A 20,514-nucleotide genomic window follows, 5' to 3' on the forward strand; every position below is an offset into this window, starting at 1 on the left:
TCGCCGCGTCAGGCCGGGGCGAGGACGCAGAAGTCGTTGCCCTCGGGGTCGGTGAGGACGATCCACGAGACGTCGCCCTGGCCCACGTCGGCGGGCGCCGCGCCGAGCTTGCGCAGCCGGGCCACCTCGGCTGCCTGGTCGTCCCCGGGGCACGGCACCAGGTCGAGGTGGGCGCGGTGCCGCGCGGCCGGCACGCCGGCGGTGCGGAGGAACTCCAGGAACGGGCCGTCGCCCCGGGGCGACCGGAGCCGCGCGTGGTCGCCGGTCACCTCGTGCACGGTCCAGTTCATCGCTTCCGCCCAGAAGCGGGCCAGCGCCGGCGGATCGGCGCAGTCGACCACCATCGCGGCGATCGGGCCGGTGTCCCGGTAGCTCTCCCGGGGGTCGAGCACGCAGAACACGTTGCCTTCCGGGTCGGCCAGGACGGTCCACGGCACGTCGCCCTGGCCCACGTCGGCGGGCTTCGCACCGAGGTCGGTCAGGCGGGTGACCAGCTCCCGCTGATGGGCCGCGGAGGTGGTGGCGAGATCGAGGTGCAGGCGGTACCGCACTGTGCCGGGTGCGGGGACGGCGATGACGTCGACGCAGACCGGGGCGCCGGGATCGGTCCAGACGAAGCCGGCAGGGGCGACGCAGGTCGCTCCCCGGCCGCCGGAGACGTCCCAGCCGAGGGCCGCCGCCCAGAACCGGCCGACCGCCGCGTCGTCGCGGGCCTTGAGGTTCACCTGGACGAGACGCAGCACCATGCCGCCCGACCCTACCGGGCCGCGGGCCGCACCACGCCCCGTCATCATCGCACGGTGGCGCGGCGCGACCCGGTGGCTCAGAAGTCGTCGGCGGTGCGGATGCGGTCGCGGATCCAGACGCCGGCCTCCTTGAGGCGGCCGGTGCCGGAGTACGCGCCGGCCGCGCAGGTGCCCTGGGTGAACACCGCGCCCGTACGCATGTCGTCGGAGTAGTTCCAGTTCACCCAGCTGACCTTGTGCTGCGCCATCAGGTCGAGGTAGCGCTGCGCCTGGGTGAAGTTGTTGCCGCCGTCGCCGGTGGCCTGCTGCGTGCCGAACTCGGTCACGAACATCGGCAGCTTCGCGATCGCGTCCCGGAACGTGTTCAGGTAGTAGTCGTCGTGCGAGGCCGCGTAGAAGTGGAACACGTACATGACGTTGGCGGCCTTCACCGGGTCGGCGAGGATCCGGGACACGCCCTGACCGTCGCCGGAGGCGCCGAGCGACGACCAGTCCTCGGTGCCGACGAGCACCACGCCGTCCGCGTCCTGCGCGCGGATCACCGGGATGATCTGGTCGGCGTAGGACCTGATCGCCGACCACTGCACGTCACTCGGCTCGTTCGCGATCTCGTACAGAATGTTGGTCTTGTTCTTGTGGCGTGCGGCGATCTCGGTGAAGAAGGTCTTCGCCCGGGCCAGGTTGAAGTTGGGGTCGCCGGGCGAGAGCATGTGCCAGTCGACGATCGCGTACATGCCGCGGGCGGTGGCCTTCTCGATGTAGTCGTGGACCTTCGCGGTGAACCCGGCCGGATCGGTCTCGTAACCGCCCTCCTGGATGTACATCGAGATCCGCAGGACGTCGGCGTTCCACTCGTCGGCCAGCACGTTCAGCGAGGCGTCGTTGACGCAGCCGGCGTACCACTGCAGGCCGTGCGTGCTCATGCCGCGCAGCTGGATCGCCTTGCCCTGGGCGTTGCAGAGCTGTCGTCCGCAGACCCGGAGCTGACCGTTGCGGGCGACCGGCGTGGTGCCGGTCGGCGGTTTCGTCGTGGGACTGGTGGTCGGGGCAGTCGCCGGCGGCCCCGAGGTGGGGCTGGTCGTCGGGCCGCCGCCGGAGCACGCGGCGCCGTTCAGCTTGCAGTTGGCCGGGCTGCCGGGGCCGCTGCCGACGAAGCCGAAGGTCACCGAGGCACCGGGGGCGATCCGGCCGTTGTACTCACGGTTGGTGAACGTGAGGTGCTGCCCGGAGGTGGTGAGCAGCGCGTCCCAGTAGGAGCCGGCGCCGGTGCCGGCGGGCAGGTCGAACTCGACCTTCCAGGACGTGATGGCGGACGTGCCGCCGTTGGTGATCGTGTACTGGCCCTGCCAGCCGGAGCCCCAGTCCTGCACCTTGCTGAAGGTGGCGCTGGGGGTGGCGGCCGAGGCGGGGGTGACGGCGTACAGGGCGAGGCCGGCCGCGACGGCCGCCGCCGCCGAGGCCAGGGCCGGTGAACGGAATCGACGCATGGACATCCTCCGTGGGGGATCGGGGGTCGTCCAATTATTAGGTTGGTTTACAATTCTGTCCAGATCTCATCGCCGTCGATGTACGAAAGATGTTCACATACCGGTGCGGGTGGCATGCAGGGCAGCCAGCAGCTGCAACCGGTCGGCGTCCGGGGTGCCCGGCGCGGCGGTGTAGACCAGCATCACCGGGCCCGGGTTGCCCGGCAGTGGATAGGTGTCCCAGTCCAGGACGACGTCGCCCACCTCGGGCACCCGGAAGATCTTGCTGCCGCTGACCGATTCCCGGACGTCGTGCCGCGCCCACAACCGGCGGAACTCGGCGCTGCGGATGCTCAGCTCCCCGACGATCGCGGTGGCACGCGGGTGGGTGGGGTCGGTGGCGACCGCGGCGCGCATCATGCCGATGTAGTCCAAGGCCTGCTGCTCCCAGTCGGGGCACTCGCGCCCACCGGTCCGGTCGTCGTCGAACATCAGCAGCAGCATGTTCAGCCGGTCCCGCGGCACCGACCCGGGATCGCCGAGCAGAGCCTCGGCCATCGGGTTCCAGGCGAGCAGGTCGAGGTGCCGGCCGAGCACGACGGCCGGGGTGCCCAGCACGCGCAGCAGCCGCCGGGTGCTGTCCGGCACCCGCTCCGGCTCGCGGCGCACCCGGACCGGTGAGCGGGCGGCCCGGGCCAGCGTGAACAGGTGCCGGCGCTCCTCGTCGTCGAGGTCCAGGGCGCCGGCGAGCGCGTCCAGGACGTCGTCCGACGGCCGTACCTCCCGGCCCTGCTCCATCCGCTGGTAATAGTCGGTGCTCAGGCCGGCGAGCAGAGCGAGCTCCTCGCGCCGCAGGCCGGTCACCTTGCGCCGGCTCCCCGGTTCCAGGCCCACGTCCTGCGGCCGCAGCCGGCTGCGGCGGGCCCGCAGGAAATCGGCGAGCTCACGGGCGTACGGACGGGTTCCGGTCATGCCGCAAGTGTGCCGGTCCGGGTGAGCGTCAGGGTAGGTCCGGCAGACCTAGGCAAGCGGGTACGACCGGATGGCGCCGCCCGGCTCGTAGCGTCACGGCATGACCTCGAACATCACTGATCAGCACGGCCGGGTGGCTGTCGTCACCGGCGCCAATTCCGGCCTCGGCCTGGTCACCGCCACCGAACTGGCCCGCGCCGGCGCGCACGTCGTCCTCGCCGTCCGCAACACCGCCGCCGGTGCGGACGTGGCCCGGCGGATCGGCGGCAGCACCGAGGTCCGCGAGCTCGACCTGGCGTCGCTCGCCTCGGTGCGCGCCTTCGCCGCCGGGCTGTCCGCCGGCCACCCGGCGATCGACCTGCTCGTCAACAACGCCGGCGTGGTGCTGCTCGGCGCGCGCCGGACCACCGCCGACGGGTTCGAGCTGCACCTGGGCACGAACATGCTGGGACCTTTCGCGCTGACCGGCCTGCTGCTGGACAACCTCGCCGAGGCACCGGCGCCGCGGGTCGTCACCCTGAGCTCGATCACCCACAAGAACGCACACCTGGACTTCGGCGACCTGATGTCCGAACGCTCGTACGGCGCGGCCCGCGTCTACGGCGCCTCCAAACTGGCCTGCACGGTCTTCGGCCTCGAACTGGACCGCCGGCTACGGGCCGCCGGCTCGCCGGTCGTCAGCGTGCTGGCCCATCCGGGCATGTCGCGCACCAACCTCACCCCGCGTGCCTGGGAGGGGCGGGGCCTGCTGGGGCGCGTCATGTCGTACACCGGCCTGCTGATCACCCAGCCGGTCGAACGCGGCGCCGAGCCGCAGCTGCACGCCGCTACCGCGCCCGGGCTGACCGGTGGCGAGTTCTTCGGGCCGTCCGGATTCCTGGAGATGCGCGGACGGGTCACCGAGGTCCGGCCGAGCGCGGAAGCCGCGGACCCGGCCGTCGGCAGGCGCCTGTGGTCGGTCGCCGAGACCCTGACCGGCGTCGGATACCGCTAGTCGGCCCCCAGATCGGGGCGCCGGGTGAGGGCGTACGCGCCGGCCGCCAGCAGACCGGCGCACCCACCGATGATCATGCGCGGGTCGCCCGTGTCGGCCAGCAACGCCAGGAACGCGACCAGCGCCAGCCAGGTCGCCGGCGTGAAGACGAACCGGGAGGTACTCACCATCACCTCGTAGCGCGGTCCGTCCTGCTGGGCCTGACGGGCGTCCTCGTCCGCGGTCTCCGCGTCGCTCGCCTCCGCGATGTCGTGCCATCGCTGGTCCCGGAGTCGTTCCCTGCGGTCGTACCACCGCCGCCACAGGCGCGGCGGTTTCGCGTCGGTCCAGTAACCGGACGGCATCCCGAGCTGGTCGAAGATGTAGACGCAGGCGATGAACAACGTCAGCGAGGCGGCCAGCGCCACGACGGCGGCCACCTGCAGGAGCGACCACTCCCGGGTCGGCAGCAGCAGCCGTCCGCTCAGGGTGGTGAACACGAACCCGGCCAGGAAGGTGGACACGGTCATCTTCGACTGCACCTTCGACCGCAACCGATCCTCGTGATGGTCGAAGGCCGGGTAGCGGTAGTGGATGCTCCCGCGGCCCGCGACCAGGTCGGCGAGACTGTCACCCCGCACGCACACGGCTTCGCCGTGGCCGAGCGGCCGGTCCCGGGCGCCGGTGAGTTCGACGAGGAGGTCGCTCAGCCGGCCCTCATGCCCGACCGCGAGCACGGCGCGACGCTCCGCGAGACCCGGATCGAGATGCACGCCCTGGTGGACGAGAGTGTCCGCGGTGCAGGCACCTTGGCCCGGCGTCAAGCTCCGCACCAGGTGAACGGGCAGGTGAGCCGCACCCAGATCCGTCCGGAGCAGGTCCGCTGTTTCCTGCGCGTGCGCTGACTCGCTGCTGAGGAAGCAGTCAACGGCTGTCCCGCGGGACCGCAGTGCGCGGCTCAGAACGTGCGCCTGGTGCAGGCCACGGTCACTGAGCCGGCTTCGCTGATCGTCGTCGTCCTCGAGTCTCGAGCCGTGCCGGACGAGCAGGATGTCCACGGAACCTCAGTTCGGTTTGAGGGCTTCCCGGAGAACCGGGTCCTCCCGCATCTGCCGGCTGACTCTCCCGCTGGGGATGCTCAAGGCGGCGGAAAGCGCGTTGTGCAGAACCTTGGCGCGTTCCCGCTCCTTCGTGATCGTGGCCTCGGCCCGCTCGGCGCGCTCGGTGGCGACCTGCGTCGCCCGGTCCGCCGCGACGGCCCGCTGACGGGTGAAGAAGTACGTCACGAAGGCGCCGGAGATCACCCCGATCATGGGCGCCAGCGGGTCCAGCAGACTCCTGACCTCATCGGCGCTCCAGCGGACCGTTGCGGTGACCAGCACGGCTCCCAGCAGGAACAGGATGCCGAGTGCCACCACAGCAGCCGGCCAGTCGCCTCTGTCAGCCGATCGCGATGCCATGGCTCCTCCGGTGGTCGAGTCGCTCACCCCACTCGACCACCGGGCCCGTCCGATCGACATCGGTTGATCGGGGGGCGCCGCCTCAACTGACCGGGGACAGCAGCCGCACTGAGGTGACCCGCGCCTCGAAGCGGGCCGGCTCGGCGCCCTCCGAGCGGGCCGCCAGCACCAGCGGCCACTCCTCGTCCAGCCAGAGGACCATCCCGTGCCGGCTGTGCCGCGAGTACGACACCACGACCCGCGAGCACATCCGCCCGGCGATCACCTCACGACCGGGCAGGGCGACGGCTGACGTCTCGGCCGGGTTGGTGAACCACACCGTCGGCGCGGCGATGATGCCGGCCGGCGACTGCACCCAGCCCTGGTCGGAAGCGCTGCCGGCGAAGTACGGCTCGGTCAGCGTCCATCCCGACGAGTGCGTCAGCGTGAACTCCCCCGACTGCGGCACCGCGATCGGGGGCCGGTTCGCCCAGGTGCCGTGCAGCACCAGCGGCGGGATCTCGTCGGATCGGGACAACTGCAGGGCGATCTGCGGCCAGCTCATGCGTCCGCATAGTGCCATGCTCGATCGGTGGGTCAGCCGGTGAGGGGCCGGTAGGTGTCGGGGCGCCGGGTCTCCAGGAACGGGAAGAGCGTCAGCCAGTCCCGGCGCTGGTCCAGGTCCAGCTCGGCGACCAGCACCGCGTCGCCCTCGCGGGGCGCCTCCGCCAGCACCCGGCCGTACGGGTCGGAGATGAACGAACTGCCGTAGAAGGTGATCAGACCTTCTTCACCCCACCGATTCGGTACGACCATGAAGGTCCCGTTGGCGATCCCGTTCGCGACGATCACCTGCCGCCAGAGTGGGGCGGTGTCGAAGCCCGGGTGGTCCGGCTCGGAGCCGATCGCGGTGGGGTAGGCGATGATGTCCGCCCCGTTCAGCGAATAGGCCCGCGCCACCTCCGGGAACCACTCGTCCCAGCAGGTCGGCATGCCGATCCGGGCCCGGTCCACGGTGACCGGCTGATAGGCCTCCGCCGAGGCCGGCCCGGGCCGGAAGTAGTGGTCCTCGTAATAGCCGGCGGTCCGCGGGATGTGGGTCTTGCGCCGCCGGCCGACGAGCGCGCCGTCCGGGTCGACGAGGATCGCGGTGTTGAAGCCCAGGCCGTCGTCGCCGGGGCTGCGTTCGAAGAGCGACGCGTGCACGTAAACCCCGGTGGCCGCCGCCGCCTCGCGGGCGAACGTGATGGTCGGCCCGGACTCCAGGTCCTCGGCGGTCGCGGTGGCGTCGCCGTCGGGCCGGGTGTCGGCCGGGTAGCGGGACAGCGTCAGCTCGGGCAGGAACACCACCTCGGCGCCCGCCCCGGCGGCCGTGCGGATGCCGTCGCGCAGCACCTCGGCGTGTTCGGCCGGGTCGGCGTGCCAGCGGGTCTGCACCAGGCCGGCGACCAGGGGTGCGCGGACCGGCGGGTCGACGCGGGCCGGGGAGTCGGCGGCCGCGGCCTTGATCAGCTTCATCGGAGCTCCCGGGGCTCTTGCTGGGTGATGCAGTGGATCCCGCCGCCGAAGCGGAAGATGTCGCGGGCGTCGACGAGCACGACCTCCCGGCCCGGGTAGGCCTCCCGGAGCACCTGGGCGGCGCCGGCGTCGCGCGGGTCGCCGAAGGCGCAGAGCACCACCACGCCGTTGGCCACGTAGTGGTTGACGTACGAGTAGTCGACGAGTTCGCCGTCCACCTCGGTGACCGTGGGCGCCGGCAGCGGGACGACCTCGAGGCCGGCGTCCCTCAGGAGCGCGGTGACCTCCTGAGAGACTTCGTGGTCGGGGTGGCCGGGATCGGTCTGGGTGTGCACCAGGACCCGGCCGGACGGGGTGAAGGCGGCGACGATGTCGACGTGGCCGCGGGTGCCGTACTCGCCGTAGTCGGCGGTCAGCCCGCGGGGAAGCCAGATCGCCCGGCGGGTGCCCAGCCGGGCGTGCACCTCACCCTCCACCTGTTCCCGGCTCCAGCCCGGATTTCGGTACGGGTCGAGCTGCACCGTCTCGGTCAGCAGCACCGTGCCCGCGCCGTCGACGTGGAAGCCACCGCCTTCCTGGGTCAGCAGGGAGGCGACCGTGTCGACGCCCGCCCGGCCGGCGACCAGGCCGGCGACCCGGGCGTCCCGGTCCCACGTCGCCCAGGACTGGGCGCCCCAGCCGTTGAAGATCCAGTCGACCGCACGGACCCGGCCGTCCTCGCCGTGCACGAACGTCGGCCCGCTGTCGCGCAACCACGCGTCGTCCAGCGGCGCCTCGACCGTGGTGACCCGCGCGTCCAGGCCGTCGACCGGGTCGCCCGGCGCGACCAGCATCGTCACCGGCTCGTGGGCGACGATCGCGTTGGCCACGCCGGCCCACGCGGTCCGGGCGGCCGTGAGCTCGCCGGCGGTGCCGAAGGTGGCGTTCGGCGTCGGCCAGCCCATCCACGTGCGGCGGTGCGGCGCCCATTCGGCGGGCATCCGGTCGGCCATCGGGCTCCTCCTCGGTGCGCTGCCGCCCACTTTACGGACCGCGGGCCGCGCCATCCGGCCGAATGCGGTCCGGCGGCCGGGGCCGCACCCGGGGACCGCAACGGTTATCGTGGATGTCCGCCGAACCGCAGTTGGGGAATCATGACGGCCGCGACGATCTTTCTCGTGGCGCTGTGCCTGCGCCCGGCGATCACCGCGGTCGGGCCGGTGCTGCCGCAGATCAGCGCGGACGAGCACCTCGGCGAGGCGGCGTCGGGGGTGCTGGGCGCCCTGCCGCTGCTCGCGTTCGCCGTGGCTGCCGCGGACCCGGGAGCGGGCGCCCGCCGAGGTGCGGGCCGGCGACAGCGCAACGGTGACCGTGTGGCGGCAACCGCGGGCCTGGACGATCACGGCGTTCATGGGGCTGCAGTCGGCCACCTTCTACATCCTGATCACCTGGCTGCCGACCGTCGAGATCGCCGGCAGGGTGAGCGAACGGACGGCCGGGGCGCACCTCTTCCTCTTCCAGGCTCTGGGCATCGTGGGCGGACTGGCCGTCCCGTTCCTGCTCCGGCACCCCGGCCGCCGGGCTCTCGGCGCGGTCGCGGCGAGCGTACCGGTGCCCCTCGCCGCCCTCGGCCTGCTCGCCGCGCCGCAGCTCGCCGTCCTCTGGGCCGGCGTCGCCGGGGTCGGTCAGGGCGCCGCCCTGGTCACCGCGCTCACCCTGATCAGCCTGGGCGGGCGCACCCACGCCGAGACCACCCGGCTGTCCGGGATGGCCCAGTCCGTCGGCTACCTGGTGGCCGCCGCCGGGCCGGTCGCCGCCGGCCTGCTCGCTGAGCGGACCGGCGGGTGGCAGGCTGCCCTGGGGCTTGTCGTGGCGTTGAGCGCTTTGCAGCTGGCATCCGGGGCCGCCGCCCGGCCCCTTCATGAGAACCGGCCTAGCCGTCCGCCTTGCGAGCCCGGAAGGCGATCATGTTGACCCGGTTGCCGCAGCGGACGCTGCAGAAGCGCTTGGAGCCGTTGCGGGAGAGGTCGAGGAACAGGCCGGTGCAGTCGCCGGCGCCGCACACCCGGAGGCGACCGGTCTCATTCATCCGGATCACGTCGATCAGCGCGAGCGCCGCCTCGACCCGGATCCGCTCGGCGAGCGGCGCGTCCGGTTCGGTCGCGTGGATGTGCCAGTCGGAGCCGTCGTGGCGGGTCAGGAACGGCAAGGCGCGGGCCTCCCCCAGCATCCGGTTGACCGCCTCCACCGCCGCGTCCCGCTCCAGCGTCCACACCTCACGCAGCAGCGCTCGCGCCCGGCGGACCGCGCGCAGCTCCGCCTCGTCGTTGTCCCGCCGACCGGAATAGCCGTACCGATCCAGCAGCTCGCCCAGCTGATCCACGGTCGTGAGCTCGTCGTCCCCCGAGCGGCTCGCACCCTCGGCGGTGTTGGCGATCGCGACCACGAAGTCCAGAGACTCCTCGGTGTCAGGGGCAAAAAGCAATTTGACTCCTTATGCGGTACGACCTAGCGTCAGGATCGTACGAACCTTAGCCCATGACAAGCAGGAGTGTTGCCGTGAAGTTCTCACCGCAGTCGACCGGACTGGCCGCGGCGGTGGTGGCGGCCGCCAGCTTCGGCACGTCCGGGGCGTTCATCAAACCGCTGCTCGAAGCCGGCTGGTCGCCCGCCGGCGCGGTCACCGTCCGCGCCCTCACCGGCGGACTGCTGCTGCTGCCGTTCGTGCTCTACACCCTCCGCGGCCGCTGGGCCACCCTGTGGCGGGGACGCTGGCGGGTGCTCGGCATGGGGGCGGTCGCGGTCGCCTTCACCCAGCTCGCCTACTTCGCCGCGATCGACCGCATTCCGGTGGCGACCGCGCTGCTGGTCGAGTTCCTGGCGCCGCTGCTGCTGGTGCTCTGGACCGCGGTGACCACCCTGCGCCTGCCCCGCCCGGCGGTGCTGCTCGGCTCCCTGCTGGCGATCGGCGGTCTCGTCCTGGTCATCGGCCCCGGCGCACTCCAGGCCGTCGACCCGCTCGGCCTGGCGCTGGCCTTCGCCGCGGCGATCGGCTGCGCGGTGTACTTCGTGGTGGCGGCCCGGCCCGCCGACGGGTTGCCGACCGTCGCGCTGGCCGGGATCGGCCTGCTCCTGGGCGGAGTGCTGCTGGGCCTGACCGGGCTGACCGGGCTGGTGCCGATGACCTTCACCTTCGGAGACGTGACGGTCCTCGGCTCGCCGGCGCCGTGGTGGGCCCCGCTGGCCGTGGTGGCGGTCTTCGCCACCGCCGTCGCGTACGCCTCGGGCATCTTCGGGTCGAGCCGGCTCGGCTCCCGGCTGGCGTCGTTCGTCGGGCTGCTGGAGGTCGTGTTCGCGTCGATCTTCGCTTGGTTGGTGGTGGGTGAGGCACTGAGTCCGCTGCAGATGGCGGGTGGGGTGCTGATCCTGGCAGGGATCGCCGCCATCCCGGCTGAGCCGGTGCCTTCCGCGGCGGCCCCGACCTCCGCTTCGCCTGAGCCGGCTACCTCGGCCTCCGCTTCGCCTGAGCCGGCTGCCCGGCCCTCCGCTTCGCCTGAGGCGGCACCGGTCGCCGGGGCCGCGCCGGTCGGCGTCGTCACGCCCGCCGACCGCAACCCCTCACTCGCCGAGCGGCCCTGACAGGCAGCCGGCCTGCCCGACGGCTCCCTGCCCGACGGCCGGCTCCCGGCCCGACGGCCGGCGGCCGGCGGCCGGCGCTGTGGCGACGCTCCGGGGACAGCCCTGACAACCAGGCGGACTTCGCTGCTCAGCGGGGTGACGGGTGGTAGTGCGGGCTTCGCGTCGGAAAGTGTCGGAGGGACTTGCTAACGTCTCGGCACTGTTCGCCACCGGTGTCGAGGGAGTCCCGTGAGCATCTACGAGTTCGTGACGACGTTCGCGGGTCTACCGGTCGTGTCGTCGCAGGACGCGAGCACGGCCGATCCGGCGGCGGTGGCCTGGCGGATCGACCTGGAGTTCGAGGCCGGCACCGGCGAGTTCGTGGCGGCGCTCGAGCAGGTGCTGGAGCGGTGCGGGCCGGCCGGGCCGACGGCGCTGATCGTCGGCGAGTGGGGCTCGGCCTACGAGAGCGGCTTCCCGGCCGAGGTGCTGACCGGCAACGCGGAGCGGCTCAGCGCGCTGCGGGCGTTGTTCATCGGCGAGATGAGCGGCGAGCAGTGCGAGATCTCGTGGATCCAGCAGGGCGACATCACGCCGATCCTGGAGACGTTCCCGGCGCTGGAGCGTCTCTGGGTGCGCGGCGCCGAAGGGCTGGAGATCAAGCCGCTGCAGCACGAGGGTCTGCGTGAGCTGGTGCTGCAGTCCGGCGGCCTGCCGGCGAGCGTCATCCGGGCGGTGGGCGCCTGCGACTTTCCCCACCTGACACATCTCGAGCTGTGGCTGGGCGTGGACAACTACGGCGGTGACGCGCGCGCCGAGGACCTCGCGCCGATCCTGGCCGGGCGGGCGCTGCCCTCGCTCAGCCACCTGGGCCTGCGCAACGCCGAGATCGCCGAGGAGGTGGCCGCGGCCGTCGCCGCGGCGCCGGTGGTCGCCCGGCTCACGTCGCTGGACCTGTCACTCGGCACGCTCGGCGACGCGGGCGCGGAGACGCTGCTCGCCGGCCAGCCGCTCACCCATCTGACCTCGCTGAGCCTGAGCCACCACTTCATGTCGGAGGAGATGGCCCAGCGCGTGGTCGACGAGCTGCCCGGCGTGGCCGTCGACGTCTCCGACCGACAGCGCGAGGAGGAGTGGGGCCGCTACACCGCGGTCGCTGAGTAAGTGCGTCTCGCCATCGTCGGCAACCCGGACAACCGGCGGGTGTCGCTGTTCGCGGCGGCGGTCGAGCGGGCCGGGCTGCCAACGCCGGAGATCTTCCCCTGGCGCGACGTGCTGGCGCCCGGCCGGCTCCGGCTGGACCCCGGCACGGACGTCCACGAGCGGCGGGACCACGGCGCGGAAGCCCACGAGCGACGCGACCCCAAAACGGACGCCCGCGAGCGACGCGGCGGGGCCGAGGATGTCGACGGTGGCCGGCGGGTTCCGGGGGCGGGGACGCTCGTGCGGATCGACTCGCCGGGTGAGGACGCCGAGGTTGACCGGCTGTTGCGGGAGCTGGGCAGCGGCGAGCCGGCGGTCACGGCGCGGCACGGGGAGATCGTCGGGCTGGCGGCCGGGTTCGCCGGGCTGCGGAGAGGGCTCGCGCGCGTCGCGGCGGGTGGCGGCACGCTGCTCAACCACCCGGCGGACATCCTCACCATGAGCGACAAGCCGCGATGTCACGCGCTGCTGTCGGCCGCGGGCCTGCCGGTGCCGCCGGCGCTCCCGGAGCCGGTGCTGGATTACGAGTCGCTGGTCGTACAGATGCGGGTGGCGGGGTGGAACCGGGTTTTCATAAAACCGTCCCACGGATCCTCGGCGTCCGGGGTGATCGCCTTCGCCCGGGCCGGCCGGCGGGTCGCGGCGGCGACCTCGGTCGAGCTGAGCGAGGGGGCGCTGTTCAACAATCTCCGGGTCCGGCGGTACGACGACGAACGCCGGATCGCGACGATCGTGGACCGGCTGGCTCCCGAGGGCCTGCACGTCGAGCAGTGGTTCCCGAAAGCGGCGCTGCACGACCGCGTGCTCGACCTGCGGGTGGTCGTGATCGCGGGGCGGCCCCGGCACGTGGTGGTGCGGACCAGCCGGTCGCCGATGACGAACCTGCATCTGGGCAACGCCCGGGGTGACGTGGCGGCGGTGCGGGCCGCGGCCGGGGAGCAGGCGTGGACGGCGGCCATGCGGACGTGTGTCCTGGTCGCGGAACAGTTCCCGGGTACATTGCACGTCGGCGTTGATCTCATGTTCCGGGCGGGGTGGCGTGACCATGCGGTGGCGGAGGTGAACGCGTTCGGTGACCTCTTGCCGAACGTGCTGGCGGACGGCCTCGACACCTATGACGCCCAGGTGGCGGCACTGGCCGGCGGCTGGGCGGGCGACCTCGGCACAGGCGCGGCCGGCGGCTGGCCGGACGACTTCGGCGCGGGACCGACCGGCGGCTGGGCGGATGACCTCGGGGCGGGACCGGCCGGCGGCTGGGCGGATGACCTCGGGGCGGGACCGGCCGGCGGCCGGGCGGACGACCTCGACCCGGGACCGGGCGCCGCGTGCGCGACCTGATCGGCAGCCACGACCTGCTGTTCGTCACGCTCGACACGCTGCGTCACGACGTCGCGGTGGACAGCCTCGCGCGCGGGCAAACCCCGACCCTGCGGGCGGTGCTGCCCGGCGGCGTGTGGGAGCGGCGGCACACGCCGGCGTCGTTCACCTACGCGGCGCATCACGCCTTCTTCGCCGGGTTCCTGCCGACGCCGGTCACGCCGGGGCCGCACGAGCGGCTGTTCGCGGCGCGGTTCGGCGGCAGCGAGAGCACCGGGCCGGGCACCTTCGTGTTCGACGCCGCGGATCTCCCGGCGGGGCTGGCCGCGGCCGGCTATCACACGGTGTGCCTGGGCGGCGTCGGGTTCTTCAACCCGGCCGCTCCGCTGGGGCGGGTGCTGCCGGGGTTGTTCGCCGAGGCGTATTGGGAACCGGGTTTCGGGGTGACCGCCCCGGATGGTCTCGGCAGTCAGATCGCCCGCCTGTCCTCGATCGTCGAGCGGCTGCCGGCGTCACGCCCGCTGTTCACGTTCGTCAACGTGGCGGCGCTGCACCAGCCCAACCGGCACTACCTACCCGGCGCCGCCGAGGACGGGCCGGAGACCCAGGCGGCCGCCCTCGCCTACGTGGACAGCCGGTTGGATCAGCTCTTCACGCTGGTCAGCAGCCGCGGGCGGGCCTGCTTCGTGATCATTTGCTCGGATCACGGGACGCTGTACGGCGAGGACGGCCACGTGGGTCACCGGGTCGCCCACGAGGCCGTGTGGACCGTTCCGTACGCCGACTTCGTTCTGGAGGCCGCGTGATCTCGCCGTACCAGGGTTACCTCTACGCGTACCCGCACAAGACGGCCTACCGCGCCCTGGAGCCCCGGCCGCTCCTGAGCGAGGTGTGGGCCGGCGAGCCGCAGGACTCCCTCTTCGGGTACGTCCACCTGCCGTTCTGCGAGATGCGATGCGGGTTCTGCAACCTGTTCACCCGGGCCAATCCACCGGCGGAGCAGGTCACCGCCTATCTGGCCCAGTTGCGCCGGCAGGCGGCCACGGTCCGGGACAGCCTCTCCCCCAGCGCCCGGTTCTCGCGGCTGGCGATCGGCGGCGGCACCCCCACCTATCTGACCGCTCCCGAGCTCACCGAGCTGTTCGAGATCGTCGGCGAGACGTTCGGCCGGGGCCCCGTCCCGCTGTCCGTGGAGACGTCACCCGCCACCGCCACCCCGGACCGGCTCGCGGTCCTGGCGACGGCCGGCACCACCCGGGTCAGCATCGGCGTGCAGAGCTTCCTCGACGCGGAGGCGCACGCCGCCGGCCGCCCGCAACGCCTGCCCGAGGTGCTCGCCGCGCTGGACGCCATCCGCGACGCGCGGATCCCGGTGCTCAACATCGACCTGATCTACGGCATCGACGGGCAGACCCCGGAGACCTGGCAGCACTCCCTGGACGAGGCGCTGCGCCGGCGGCCCGAGGAGCTCTACCTCTACCCGCTCTACGTGCGGCCGCTGACCGGGCTGGGACGGCGGGCGCACGCCCGCGCCGACTGGGACCGGCAACGGCTGGAGCTCTACCGGCAGGCGGTCGAGGTGCTCACCGGCGCCGGGTACGTGCGTCACTCGATGCGCCAGTTCCGCCGCGCCGACGCGCCCGTGCCGGACGGGCCCGACTACTGCTGCCAGGACGACGGGATGGTCGGCCTCGGGTGCGGGGCCCGGTCGTACACCAGGGAACTGCACTACTCGTTCGACTACGCGGTCGCCGTGTCGGAGGTCCGCGCGGTTCTCGACGACTACCTGTCCCGCCCCGCCGGCGACTTCTCGTACGCGGAGATCGGCTTCCGCCTCGACCAGGTGGAACAACGGCGCCGCTGGCTGCTGAAGTCGCTGCTCCGGGCCGAGGGCGTGGACGCCGCCGCCTACCGGGAACGGTTCGGGACCACGCACACCGACGACTTCCCGCAGCTGGCCGACCTCGTCGACCGTGGCTGGATCAACCCGGACCGCACCGTGCTCACCGGCGAGGGCCTCGCCCACTCCGACGCCGTCGGCCCGTGGCTGGTGTCCGGCACGGTCCGCGAGGCGATGGGGGCGTACGTCCCCCGATGACCGCCGACGACCTCTACGTGCTCTACCGCGGGCCGCTCGCGAGCTGCAACTACGACTGCCCGTACTGCCCGTTCGCGAAGCGGGTCGACCCACCCGGGCTGCTGCGCGCCGACCGGGCCGACCTGGAACGGTTCGCCGGATGGGTCCGGGCCACGACCGACCGGCGGCTCTCGATCCTGTTCACGCCGTGGGGTGAGGGCCTGACCCGCTCGTGGTACAGGGACGCCGTCGTCCGCCTCTCCCACCTTCCGCACGTCGCCCGGGTGGCCATCCAGACCAACCTGGCGGCCCGCACCGGCTGGCTCGCCGGCGCGAACCCGCGGGTGGCCGCCCTCTGGGCCACCTACCATCCCGGCCAGGTCACCCGCGACCGCTTCCTGGCCCGCTGCCGCGAACTGGACGCGCTGGGCGTCCGCTATTCCGTCGGCGTCGTCGGCCTGCCCGAGCACCACGCGGAGGCGGTCGCCCTGCGCGCGGCGCTGCCACCGCACGTCTACCTCTGGGTCAACGCGGCCGACGGCCACCTCTACACCGCCGACGAGGAACGCCGCTGGACCGCACTCGACCCGCGCTTCGGCGACAGCGTCCGGCCGCACGCCTCGCTCGGCGAGGCCTGCCACGCCGGCGAGACCGCGATCTCCGTGCTGGGTGACGGCACGGTCCGGCGGTGCCACTTCATTCCCACCCCCATCGGCAATCTGTACGACGGGAGCTGGCGCACCGGCCTACGCCCCCGCCCGTGCAGCAACGCCGTCTGCGACTGCCACATCGGCTACGTGCATCTCAAGCCGCTGCGCCTGCGTGACGTGTACGCCGACGGCCTGCTGGAACGCATCCCCGCGATCTGGCCCCTCCCGCAGCCCGCCTGAACCCGGGCGACGGGTCACCCGCCGGCACGGGTCCGAGGCGCCGGTGTCGTGCGGACGGAACGCATCGGTGTCGTGCAGACGCAAGGCGCCGGCGCAGTCATCGGCCGGCGTATCTCATGGACGGCCGGCGTTCTCCAGCAGGTGTTCGGCCCCGGCGGCTTGCTCCTCGGTGGCCGCCGCGGCGGCGCGGTGCCGGCGGTTGTGGCGGATCGGCATGATCGAGCCGACGGCGAGCATGCCGGCGCCGAGCAGGATGAAGGCCACCGCGACCGGGACGCGCCACGGGTCGTCGAGGTAGAGGGCGGCGAACCACACCTTGGTGTCGCTGCCGGTGAAGATCAGCCAGAGCGGGATGAGGCCCTGCGGGAACAGCGGGATCCAGCAGACCGTCCACAACAGGGTGACGAACGCGGACTTGCCCGCGGGCATCTTCGGCACCGGGGGCGATGCTGCTCTGCCGCCGGCGGACAGCGGCACCGGGCCGCCGCCGCGCATGGCGGCGAGCAACTCCGGGCCGGTGGCGCGCAGCCGGCTCTCGGCCCGCCGTCCGCCCCAGACGGTCAGCCAGACGCCGGTGGCCAGCCCGACCGCGACGGCCGCCCAGGTGACGATCGGCAGGTCGAAACGGGTCCCGGCCCAGGCCACCGCGGCGGCGGGCAGCGCGGTGAGCGTGACCAGCAGCAGGGCGCCGATGACCTGGCCGAAGGCGGGACCGGCTTCCAGCGGGTTGCCGCTGCGGCGGTTCGGCTCGACGACGGGGGCCAGGGCGTACACGGAGATCAGCACGATCAGGCCGGCGCCACCGCCGAGCAGCGCGGCGAGCAGCGCCAGGACCCAGGGCCAGGTCTGCGCGGTGCCGCCGGCGATCGTGCCGGCCACCGTGATCGCGATGGTGAGCGGTGCGACCTGGAGCAGCCACGCGAGCTGACGGCCGCGGACCTCGGCCCGCTCGCCGCCGGGGTGTGCGAGGTTCAGCCACAGGGCGGTGCCGTCGAGGCCGAACAGGTTGGCCGACGTGGCCGCGGCCATCGCCACCACGATGAGACCGGTCCAGGGCAGCATGCCGCGCCAGTCGACGAGCAGCGGGACGAGCGTGTAGAGCACCCCGAAGAACACCGAGTAGTGGAACAGGTGGGTCCGCATCAGGTCCCGTGACCAGGTCCGCAGCTCCTTGGCGGCGACCAGGCCGGCCGGGCCGCGATCGGCGAGCCGGTCCAGCAGCGACAACGTTCGGGCGCCGCCGCCGAGCGCCGGCGAACGGCCGTCGCCGTCGAGCACCGAGGACGGGCCGCCGCCGTCCGGCGACGAAGGCCGGCCGGCGCTGCCGACCGATGAGGGCCGCCCGCTGCCGCGCGGTGCCCACTGGGTGGGGCGGGTGGTGGTTCGCCGGACCAGCAGGCGCGCCCACCCCGCCAGCGCGCCGGCGATCAGAACGGCAAGGCCCCCGAGCGCGGCCGCGACGACGAGCCAGTCACCGTCGGCGGCGGCGTCGACGGCGAGGATGCCCCACGAGGAGGGCAGCCACCGCAGCGCGGCGGAGAAGCCGGGCGGGAATCCGAACGTGAACAGTTCGGACTCGACCGCCGCCCAGATCACCACCCACGCCTGGTTGAGTACGACCGCCATGGCGGCGTTGACCAGCGCGGAGAGGATCGCGCCGGCACGGGAGCGGACGATCACCGCCAGCAGGCCGACGACGAGCCGGGACACCACCAGGACCAGGATCAGCTGAAGCACCGTCGCCACCACCGAGACCGCGACGCCGGCCGCACCGCCGTCCACGGCGAACGCCACCAGCGACCCGAAAGCGATCAGGCTGACCACCGGTGCGATGCCGATGAAGCCGGCGGTCAGCAGGCCGAAGGCGAGACGCAGCGGGCGGATCGGCAGCAGCGCGAACTGCTCCGGGCGCAGGCTGACATCGCCGCCGCCGGTGTAGACGGGACCGAGGATCCAGCCGACCGTCCAGCAGGCCAGCAGCAGGGCGAGCAGGTCCGCGCGGAGAACGGCGGGCACCAGGCCGGCGCCGGCCGCGGCGATGGTCCCGATGGCGAGCAGCAGCCCGGTGACGCCGCCGAGGATCATGACGGCCGCGCGGGGGCCGGTGAGCGAGTTCGCGAGCACCCGCAGCCGCATCGAGATCAGGATGCCAGCCACGACGGCGCCCTCCGGGTGTCGCCGGTCGCGCCGACGAGCTCGACGAAGCGGCTCTCCAGGCTGTCCCCGGCCCGCACGTCGCTCAGCGTCCCGGCGGCCACCACCCGGCCGGTGTCGATCACCGCGACGTGGTCGCAGAGTTGTTCGACCAGCGCCATGACGTGACTCGACAGCACGACCGACCCGCCGCCACCGACGAACGCCTGCAGCATGCCGCGGATGGTCAGCGCGGAGACCGGGTCGACAGCCTCGAACGGCTCGTCGAGCACGAGCAGGCGCGGCCCGTGCAGCAGTGCCGTGGCGAGGCCGATCTTCTTCCGCATGCCGGTGGAGTAGTCGTTGACCAGGGTGCGCTCGGCGTCGAGAAGCCCGAGGATCTCCAGCAGCTCCTCGGCGCGCCCGTTCGCGGTGGCCCGGTCGAACCCGCGTAGGCGCGCCAGGTGGACCAGCAGCTCCCGGCCGGTCAGGCGTTCCGGCAACGCCAGCCCGTCGGGCAGGACGCCGACCATCGCCCGGGCCTCGACCGGGTCGGCCCAGACGTCGACGCCGAAGATCCGGGAATGCCCGGCGTCGGGGCGCAGCAGCCCGACCGCCATCGACAGCGAGGTGGTCTTGCCTGCGCCGTTGGGCCCGACCAGACCGTAGAACGAGCCGGCCGGAACCGACAGCGTGACGTCCCGCACCGCCGTCTTCGGACCGAACCGTTTGCCGAGTCCGGTCAACTCCAGCGCGGGCTCCGGGCTGTCCTGAAAAGGCGTACGCACGCTTGATGAACCCCCGTTGAGCGGCGGACAGTGACGCAGATCCTAACCGCGCAGTGATCCACTTCGCTGTCCCGCACGCCTCGGCAGGTGGGGACGGCCCGGTTCGTCGTGATCTCCGGGGTGATGTTGTTGCACCTGCCGTAGCGGCACGTGGTCTCCTCGAGGCACCTCAGCACGAAAGGTTCCGTCTGTGACGTACTCCTTCCCGATGCCTCCCCGGCAGGTCAAGATCGGTGACGCTGCCGTCTTCGCCGGGACCACGCCGCGCGCTGTTCGCCACTACCACCAGATCGGTGTGCTGCCGGAGCCCGAGCGGGGCGCGGACGGCCGCCGCCGCTATGGCTACGACGACATGATCCGCCTGCTGTGGATCCGCAAGATGGCGGCAGCCGGCATCAGCCTTGACGACGTGCGGGCCGCATTCGAGGAAACCCGGGACATCGGGGAGGTGCTGGGCCGGCTGGAGGAGACCCTGGCCGCCCAGGAGGCCGGAATCAAACGCCAGCGTGCGGCCGTCCAGCGTCTCCGAGCCGTGGGCAGCCCGCTGGGACTGCTCTCCGAACTGGTCACGGACCGGCTCAGCCACCTGCCCCCGGGGGCACTGCGCCCCACCGACCTGGACGCGCTGCTGGTCACCGAACGCATCCTCGGCCCGTTGGGCGCCGCGATCCAGGCCAGCGTGTTCATCGTGCTGGCCACCCACCCCGGCCTGCGGGCGGAGCAGGACCGTCTGGACGCGGCCGAGGCGGCCCTGGACGACAGTGTGGAACCCGACGACCCGCGCGTGGAAGACCTCGCGGTACAGCGATGCGCCCACCAGAGGGCCCTGGACCGGGCCGTCGAGGCAGCCGGACTGGACGCGGCCGAGGAGGAGCTCTTCGAGACCTACGACGCCGACTTGGCAGAGGAGAAGGACACTCGGATGAGCGCCTTCGCATCGATCACCAAGATGCCCTACGACTTCTCGCCCGCCCAGAAACGCTGCATGGAACGCACGGCACAACTCCTCGCCACGGACGGAAGTGCGGTCACAACTCGCGGAGACTGATCAACGGGTGAACCGGTCAATGGTGCCGAAAATCACAAGCCGCTGGTGCCGCAACTCGCGACCGGAGCCAACGGCACCACCCGGAGACGGCCTCCGGCGAGGTGGAGACTGCCTCCGGCGACAGCACGACAGCGGGCCGTGAAGCGTGCGGCCCGTGAAGGCGCGCGGCTCATCAGGACAGCGCAGCCCGAAATCGGGGCAGCGCGGCCCGTCGGTCGGGACAGTGCGGCCGGTCGGGACGGCGCGCGACCGCGGGAAGCGCGCGTCCAGGGGAGCCGCACGGCGCGACCGCGGGAAGCGCAACCGCGCAACCGCACGGCACGCAACCGTGGGAACCGCAACCGCAC

21 protein-coding genes and 1 pseudogene are annotated in these 20,514 nt (G+C 72.7%); 10 read left to right on the top strand and 12 right to left on the bottom strand.

Features of this window, described 5'->3' with window-relative positions; translation table 11 throughout:
- Positions 1-8: 8 nt before the first annotated feature.
- The 3 genes from AC0NH5_RS26715 to AC0NH5_RS26725 all read right to left on the bottom strand — a co-directional run bounded on the left by AC0NH5_RS26715 (position 9) and on the right by AC0NH5_RS26725 (position 3,184).
- Entirely contained in the window at positions 9-746 is a 738-nt protein-coding gene (locus AC0NH5_RS26715) for a VOC family protein (RefSeq protein ID WP_474408841.1), read from the bottom strand.
- A gap of 77 nt (positions 747-823) precedes the next feature.
- Positions 824-2,233 carry a cellulase family glycosylhydrolase gene (locus AC0NH5_RS26720; protein WP_474408843.1) on the bottom strand — a complete coding sequence of 470 codons (1,410 nt, stop codon included), beginning with the start codon at positions 2,231-2,233 and terminating at the stop codon, positions 824-826.
- A 93-nt stretch (positions 2,234-2,326) separates the two neighbouring features.
- A complete protein-coding gene (locus AC0NH5_RS26725) occupies positions 2,327-3,184 on the bottom strand; it encodes a helix-turn-helix transcriptional regulator (protein ID WP_474408845.1) in 858 nt (285 codons plus the stop codon).
- A gap of 100 nt (positions 3,185-3,284) precedes the next feature.
- Here AC0NH5_RS26725 and AC0NH5_RS26730 point away from each other — a divergent pair, with 100 nt between their 5' ends.
- Complete coding sequence (locus tag AC0NH5_RS26730) at positions 3,285-4,178, top strand: oxidoreductase (RefSeq protein ID WP_474408847.1); 894 nt, start codon at positions 3,285-3,287, stop codon at positions 4,176-4,178.
- Here the strand turns inward: AC0NH5_RS26730 and AC0NH5_RS26735 are convergent.
- Complete coding sequence (locus tag AC0NH5_RS26735; RefSeq protein WP_474408950.1) at positions 4,175-4,687, bottom strand: hypothetical protein; 513 nt, start codon at positions 4,685-4,687, stop codon at positions 4,175-4,177. The genes AC0NH5_RS26730 and AC0NH5_RS26735 overlap by 4 nt on opposite strands.
- 60 nt (positions 4,688-4,747) lie before the next feature.
- Here AC0NH5_RS26735 and AC0NH5_RS26740 point away from each other — a divergent pair, with 60 nt between their 5' ends.
- The gene (locus AC0NH5_RS26740) at positions 4,748-5,062 is read left to right on the top strand and encodes a hypothetical protein (RefSeq protein WP_474408953.1); all 315 of its coding nucleotides are present in this window, start codon (positions 4,748-4,750) and stop codon (positions 5,060-5,062) included.
- On the opposite strand, the pseudogene AC0NH5_RS26745 reads toward AC0NH5_RS26740, so the two are convergent.
- From AC0NH5_RS26745 to AC0NH5_RS26765, 5 genes and pseudogenes are all read right to left on the bottom strand, one after another.
- A pseudogene (locus AC0NH5_RS26745) lies at positions 5,048-5,215 on the bottom strand (hypothetical protein); the annotation flags it as partial. The gene AC0NH5_RS26740 and the pseudogene AC0NH5_RS26745 overlap by 15 nt on opposite strands.
- 6 nt (positions 5,216-5,221) lie before the next feature.
- A complete protein-coding gene (locus AC0NH5_RS26750) occupies positions 5,222-5,617 on the bottom strand; it encodes a hypothetical protein (protein ID WP_474408850.1) in 396 nt (131 codons plus the stop codon).
- A gap of 82 nt (positions 5,618-5,699) precedes the next feature.
- The gene (locus tag AC0NH5_RS26755; RefSeq protein WP_474408852.1) at positions 5,700-6,161 is read right to left on the bottom strand and encodes a hypothetical protein; all 462 of its coding nucleotides are present in this window, start codon (positions 6,159-6,161) and stop codon (positions 5,700-5,702) included.
- A 32-nt stretch (positions 6,162-6,193) separates the two neighbouring features.
- Positions 6,194-7,114: a nitrilase-related carbon-nitrogen hydrolase gene (locus tag AC0NH5_RS26760; RefSeq protein ID WP_474408854.1), complete on the bottom strand. Its 921-nt coding sequence runs from the start codon at positions 7,112-7,114 to the stop codon at positions 6,194-6,196.
- A complete protein-coding gene (locus tag AC0NH5_RS26765) occupies positions 7,111-8,106 on the bottom strand; it encodes an agmatine deiminase family protein (RefSeq protein ID WP_474408857.1) in 996 nt (331 codons plus the stop codon). The genes AC0NH5_RS26760 and AC0NH5_RS26765 overlap by 4 nt, the downstream gene beginning before the upstream one ends.
- A gap of 352 nt (positions 8,107-8,458) precedes the next feature.
- Here AC0NH5_RS26765 and AC0NH5_RS26770 point away from each other — a divergent pair, with 352 nt between their 5' ends.
- The gene (locus AC0NH5_RS26770; protein ID WP_474408860.1) at positions 8,459-9,067 is read left to right on the top strand and encodes an MFS transporter; all 609 of its coding nucleotides are present in this window, start codon (positions 8,459-8,461) and stop codon (positions 9,065-9,067) included.
- Here the strand turns inward: AC0NH5_RS26770 and AC0NH5_RS26775 are convergent.
- Positions 9,027-9,578 carry a CGNR zinc finger domain-containing protein gene (locus AC0NH5_RS26775; protein ID WP_474408862.1) on the bottom strand — a complete coding sequence of 184 codons (552 nt, stop codon included), beginning with the start codon at positions 9,576-9,578 and terminating at the stop codon, positions 9,027-9,029. The genes AC0NH5_RS26770 and AC0NH5_RS26775 overlap by 41 nt on opposite strands.
- A 74-nt stretch (positions 9,579-9,652) precedes the next feature.
- On the opposite strand from AC0NH5_RS26775, the gene AC0NH5_RS26780 reads away from it, so the two are divergent.
- The 6 genes from AC0NH5_RS26780 (at position 9,653) to AC0NH5_RS26805 (ending at position 16,198) form a co-directional block, all read left to right on the top strand.
- Complete coding sequence (locus AC0NH5_RS26780) at positions 9,653-10,732, top strand: EamA family transporter (RefSeq protein ID WP_474408864.1); 1,080 nt, start codon at positions 9,653-9,655, stop codon at positions 10,730-10,732.
- Positions 10,733-10,960: 228 nt separating this feature from the next.
- The gene (locus tag AC0NH5_RS26785) at positions 10,961-11,875 is read left to right on the top strand and encodes an STM4015 family protein (RefSeq protein ID WP_474408867.1); all 915 of its coding nucleotides are present in this window, start codon (positions 10,961-10,963) and stop codon (positions 11,873-11,875) included.
- A complete protein-coding gene (locus AC0NH5_RS26790; protein ID WP_474408869.1) occupies positions 11,876-13,252 on the top strand; it encodes an STM4014 family protein in 1,377 nt (458 codons plus the stop codon). It abuts the gene before it with no gap.
- A complete protein-coding gene (locus tag AC0NH5_RS26795) occupies positions 13,240-14,037 on the top strand; it encodes an STM4013/SEN3800 family hydrolase (protein WP_474408871.1) in 798 nt (265 codons plus the stop codon). Before AC0NH5_RS26790 ends, AC0NH5_RS26795 begins: the two co-directional genes overlap by 13 nt.
- Positions 14,034-15,329, top strand: coding sequence for an STM4012 family radical SAM protein (locus tag AC0NH5_RS26800; RefSeq protein ID WP_474408874.1), 1,296 nt, complete (start codon positions 14,034-14,036; stop codon positions 15,327-15,329). The genes AC0NH5_RS26795 and AC0NH5_RS26800 overlap by 4 nt, the downstream gene beginning before the upstream one ends.
- Positions 15,326-16,198: an STM4011 family radical SAM protein gene (locus AC0NH5_RS26805; RefSeq protein WP_474408877.1), complete on the top strand. Its 873-nt coding sequence runs from the start codon at positions 15,326-15,328 to the stop codon at positions 16,196-16,198. Before AC0NH5_RS26800 ends, AC0NH5_RS26805 begins: the two co-directional genes overlap by 4 nt.
- A gap of 114 nt (positions 16,199-16,312) precedes the next feature.
- Here AC0NH5_RS26805 and AC0NH5_RS26810 read toward each other — a convergent pair whose 3' ends face one another.
- The gene (locus AC0NH5_RS26810; protein ID WP_474408879.1) at positions 16,313-18,355 is read right to left on the bottom strand and encodes a hypothetical protein; all 2,043 of its coding nucleotides are present in this window, start codon (positions 18,353-18,355) and stop codon (positions 16,313-16,315) included.
- The gene (locus tag AC0NH5_RS26815; protein WP_474408882.1) at positions 18,340-19,119 is read right to left on the bottom strand and encodes an ABC transporter ATP-binding protein; all 780 of its coding nucleotides are present in this window, start codon (positions 19,117-19,119) and stop codon (positions 18,340-18,342) included. Before AC0NH5_RS26815 ends, AC0NH5_RS26810 begins: the two co-directional genes overlap by 16 nt.
- Positions 19,120-19,309: 190 nt before the next feature.
- On the opposite strand from AC0NH5_RS26815, the gene AC0NH5_RS26820 reads away from it, so the two are divergent.
- Positions 19,310-20,167 carry a MerR family transcriptional regulator gene (locus AC0NH5_RS26820; protein ID WP_474408885.1) on the top strand — a complete coding sequence of 286 codons (858 nt, stop codon included), beginning with the start codon at positions 19,310-19,312 and terminating at the stop codon, positions 20,165-20,167.
- The last annotated feature ends 347 nt before the right edge of the window (positions 20,168-20,514 follow it).

This window comes from Actinoplanes sp. 13, assembly GCF_056134165.1.

Bases quoted from the DNA above. Each gene is read 5' to 3' on its own strand.
- AC0NH5_RS26715 (WP_474408841.1), bottom strand. From the start codon at position 746: ATGGTGCTGCGTCTCGTCCAGGTGAACCTCAAGGCCCGCGACGACGCG.
- AC0NH5_RS26735 (WP_474408950.1), bottom strand. From the start codon at position 4,687: ATGACCGTGTCCACCTTCCTGGCCGGGTTCGTGTTCACCACCCTGAGC.
- AC0NH5_RS26755 (WP_474408852.1), bottom strand. From the start codon at position 6,161: ATGAGCTGGCCGCAGATCGCCCTGCAGTTGTCCCGATCCGACGAGATC.
- AC0NH5_RS26805 (WP_474408877.1), top strand. From the start codon at position 15,326: ATGACCGCCGACGACCTCTACGTGCTCTACCGCGGGCCGCTCGCGAGC.
- AC0NH5_RS26725 (WP_474408845.1), bottom strand. From the start codon at position 3,184: ATGACCGGAACCCGTCCGTACGCCCGTGAGCTCGCCGATTTCCTGCGG.
- AC0NH5_RS26765 (WP_474408857.1), bottom strand. From the start codon at position 8,106: ATGGCCGACCGGATGCCCGCCGAATGGGCGCCGCACCGCCGCACGTGG.
- AC0NH5_RS26720 (WP_474408843.1), bottom strand. From the start codon at position 2,233: ATGCGTCGATTCCGTTCACCGGCCCTGGCCTCGGCGGCGGCGGCCGTC.
- AC0NH5_RS26750 (WP_474408850.1), bottom strand. From the start codon at position 5,617: ATGGCATCGCGATCGGCTGACAGAGGCGACTGGCCGGCTGCTGTGGTG.
- AC0NH5_RS26760 (WP_474408854.1), bottom strand. From the start codon at position 7,114: ATGAAGCTGATCAAGGCCGCGGCCGCCGACTCCCCGGCCCGCGTCGAC.
- AC0NH5_RS26730 (WP_474408847.1), top strand. From the start codon at position 3,285: ATGACCTCGAACATCACTGATCAGCACGGCCGGGTGGCTGTCGTCACC.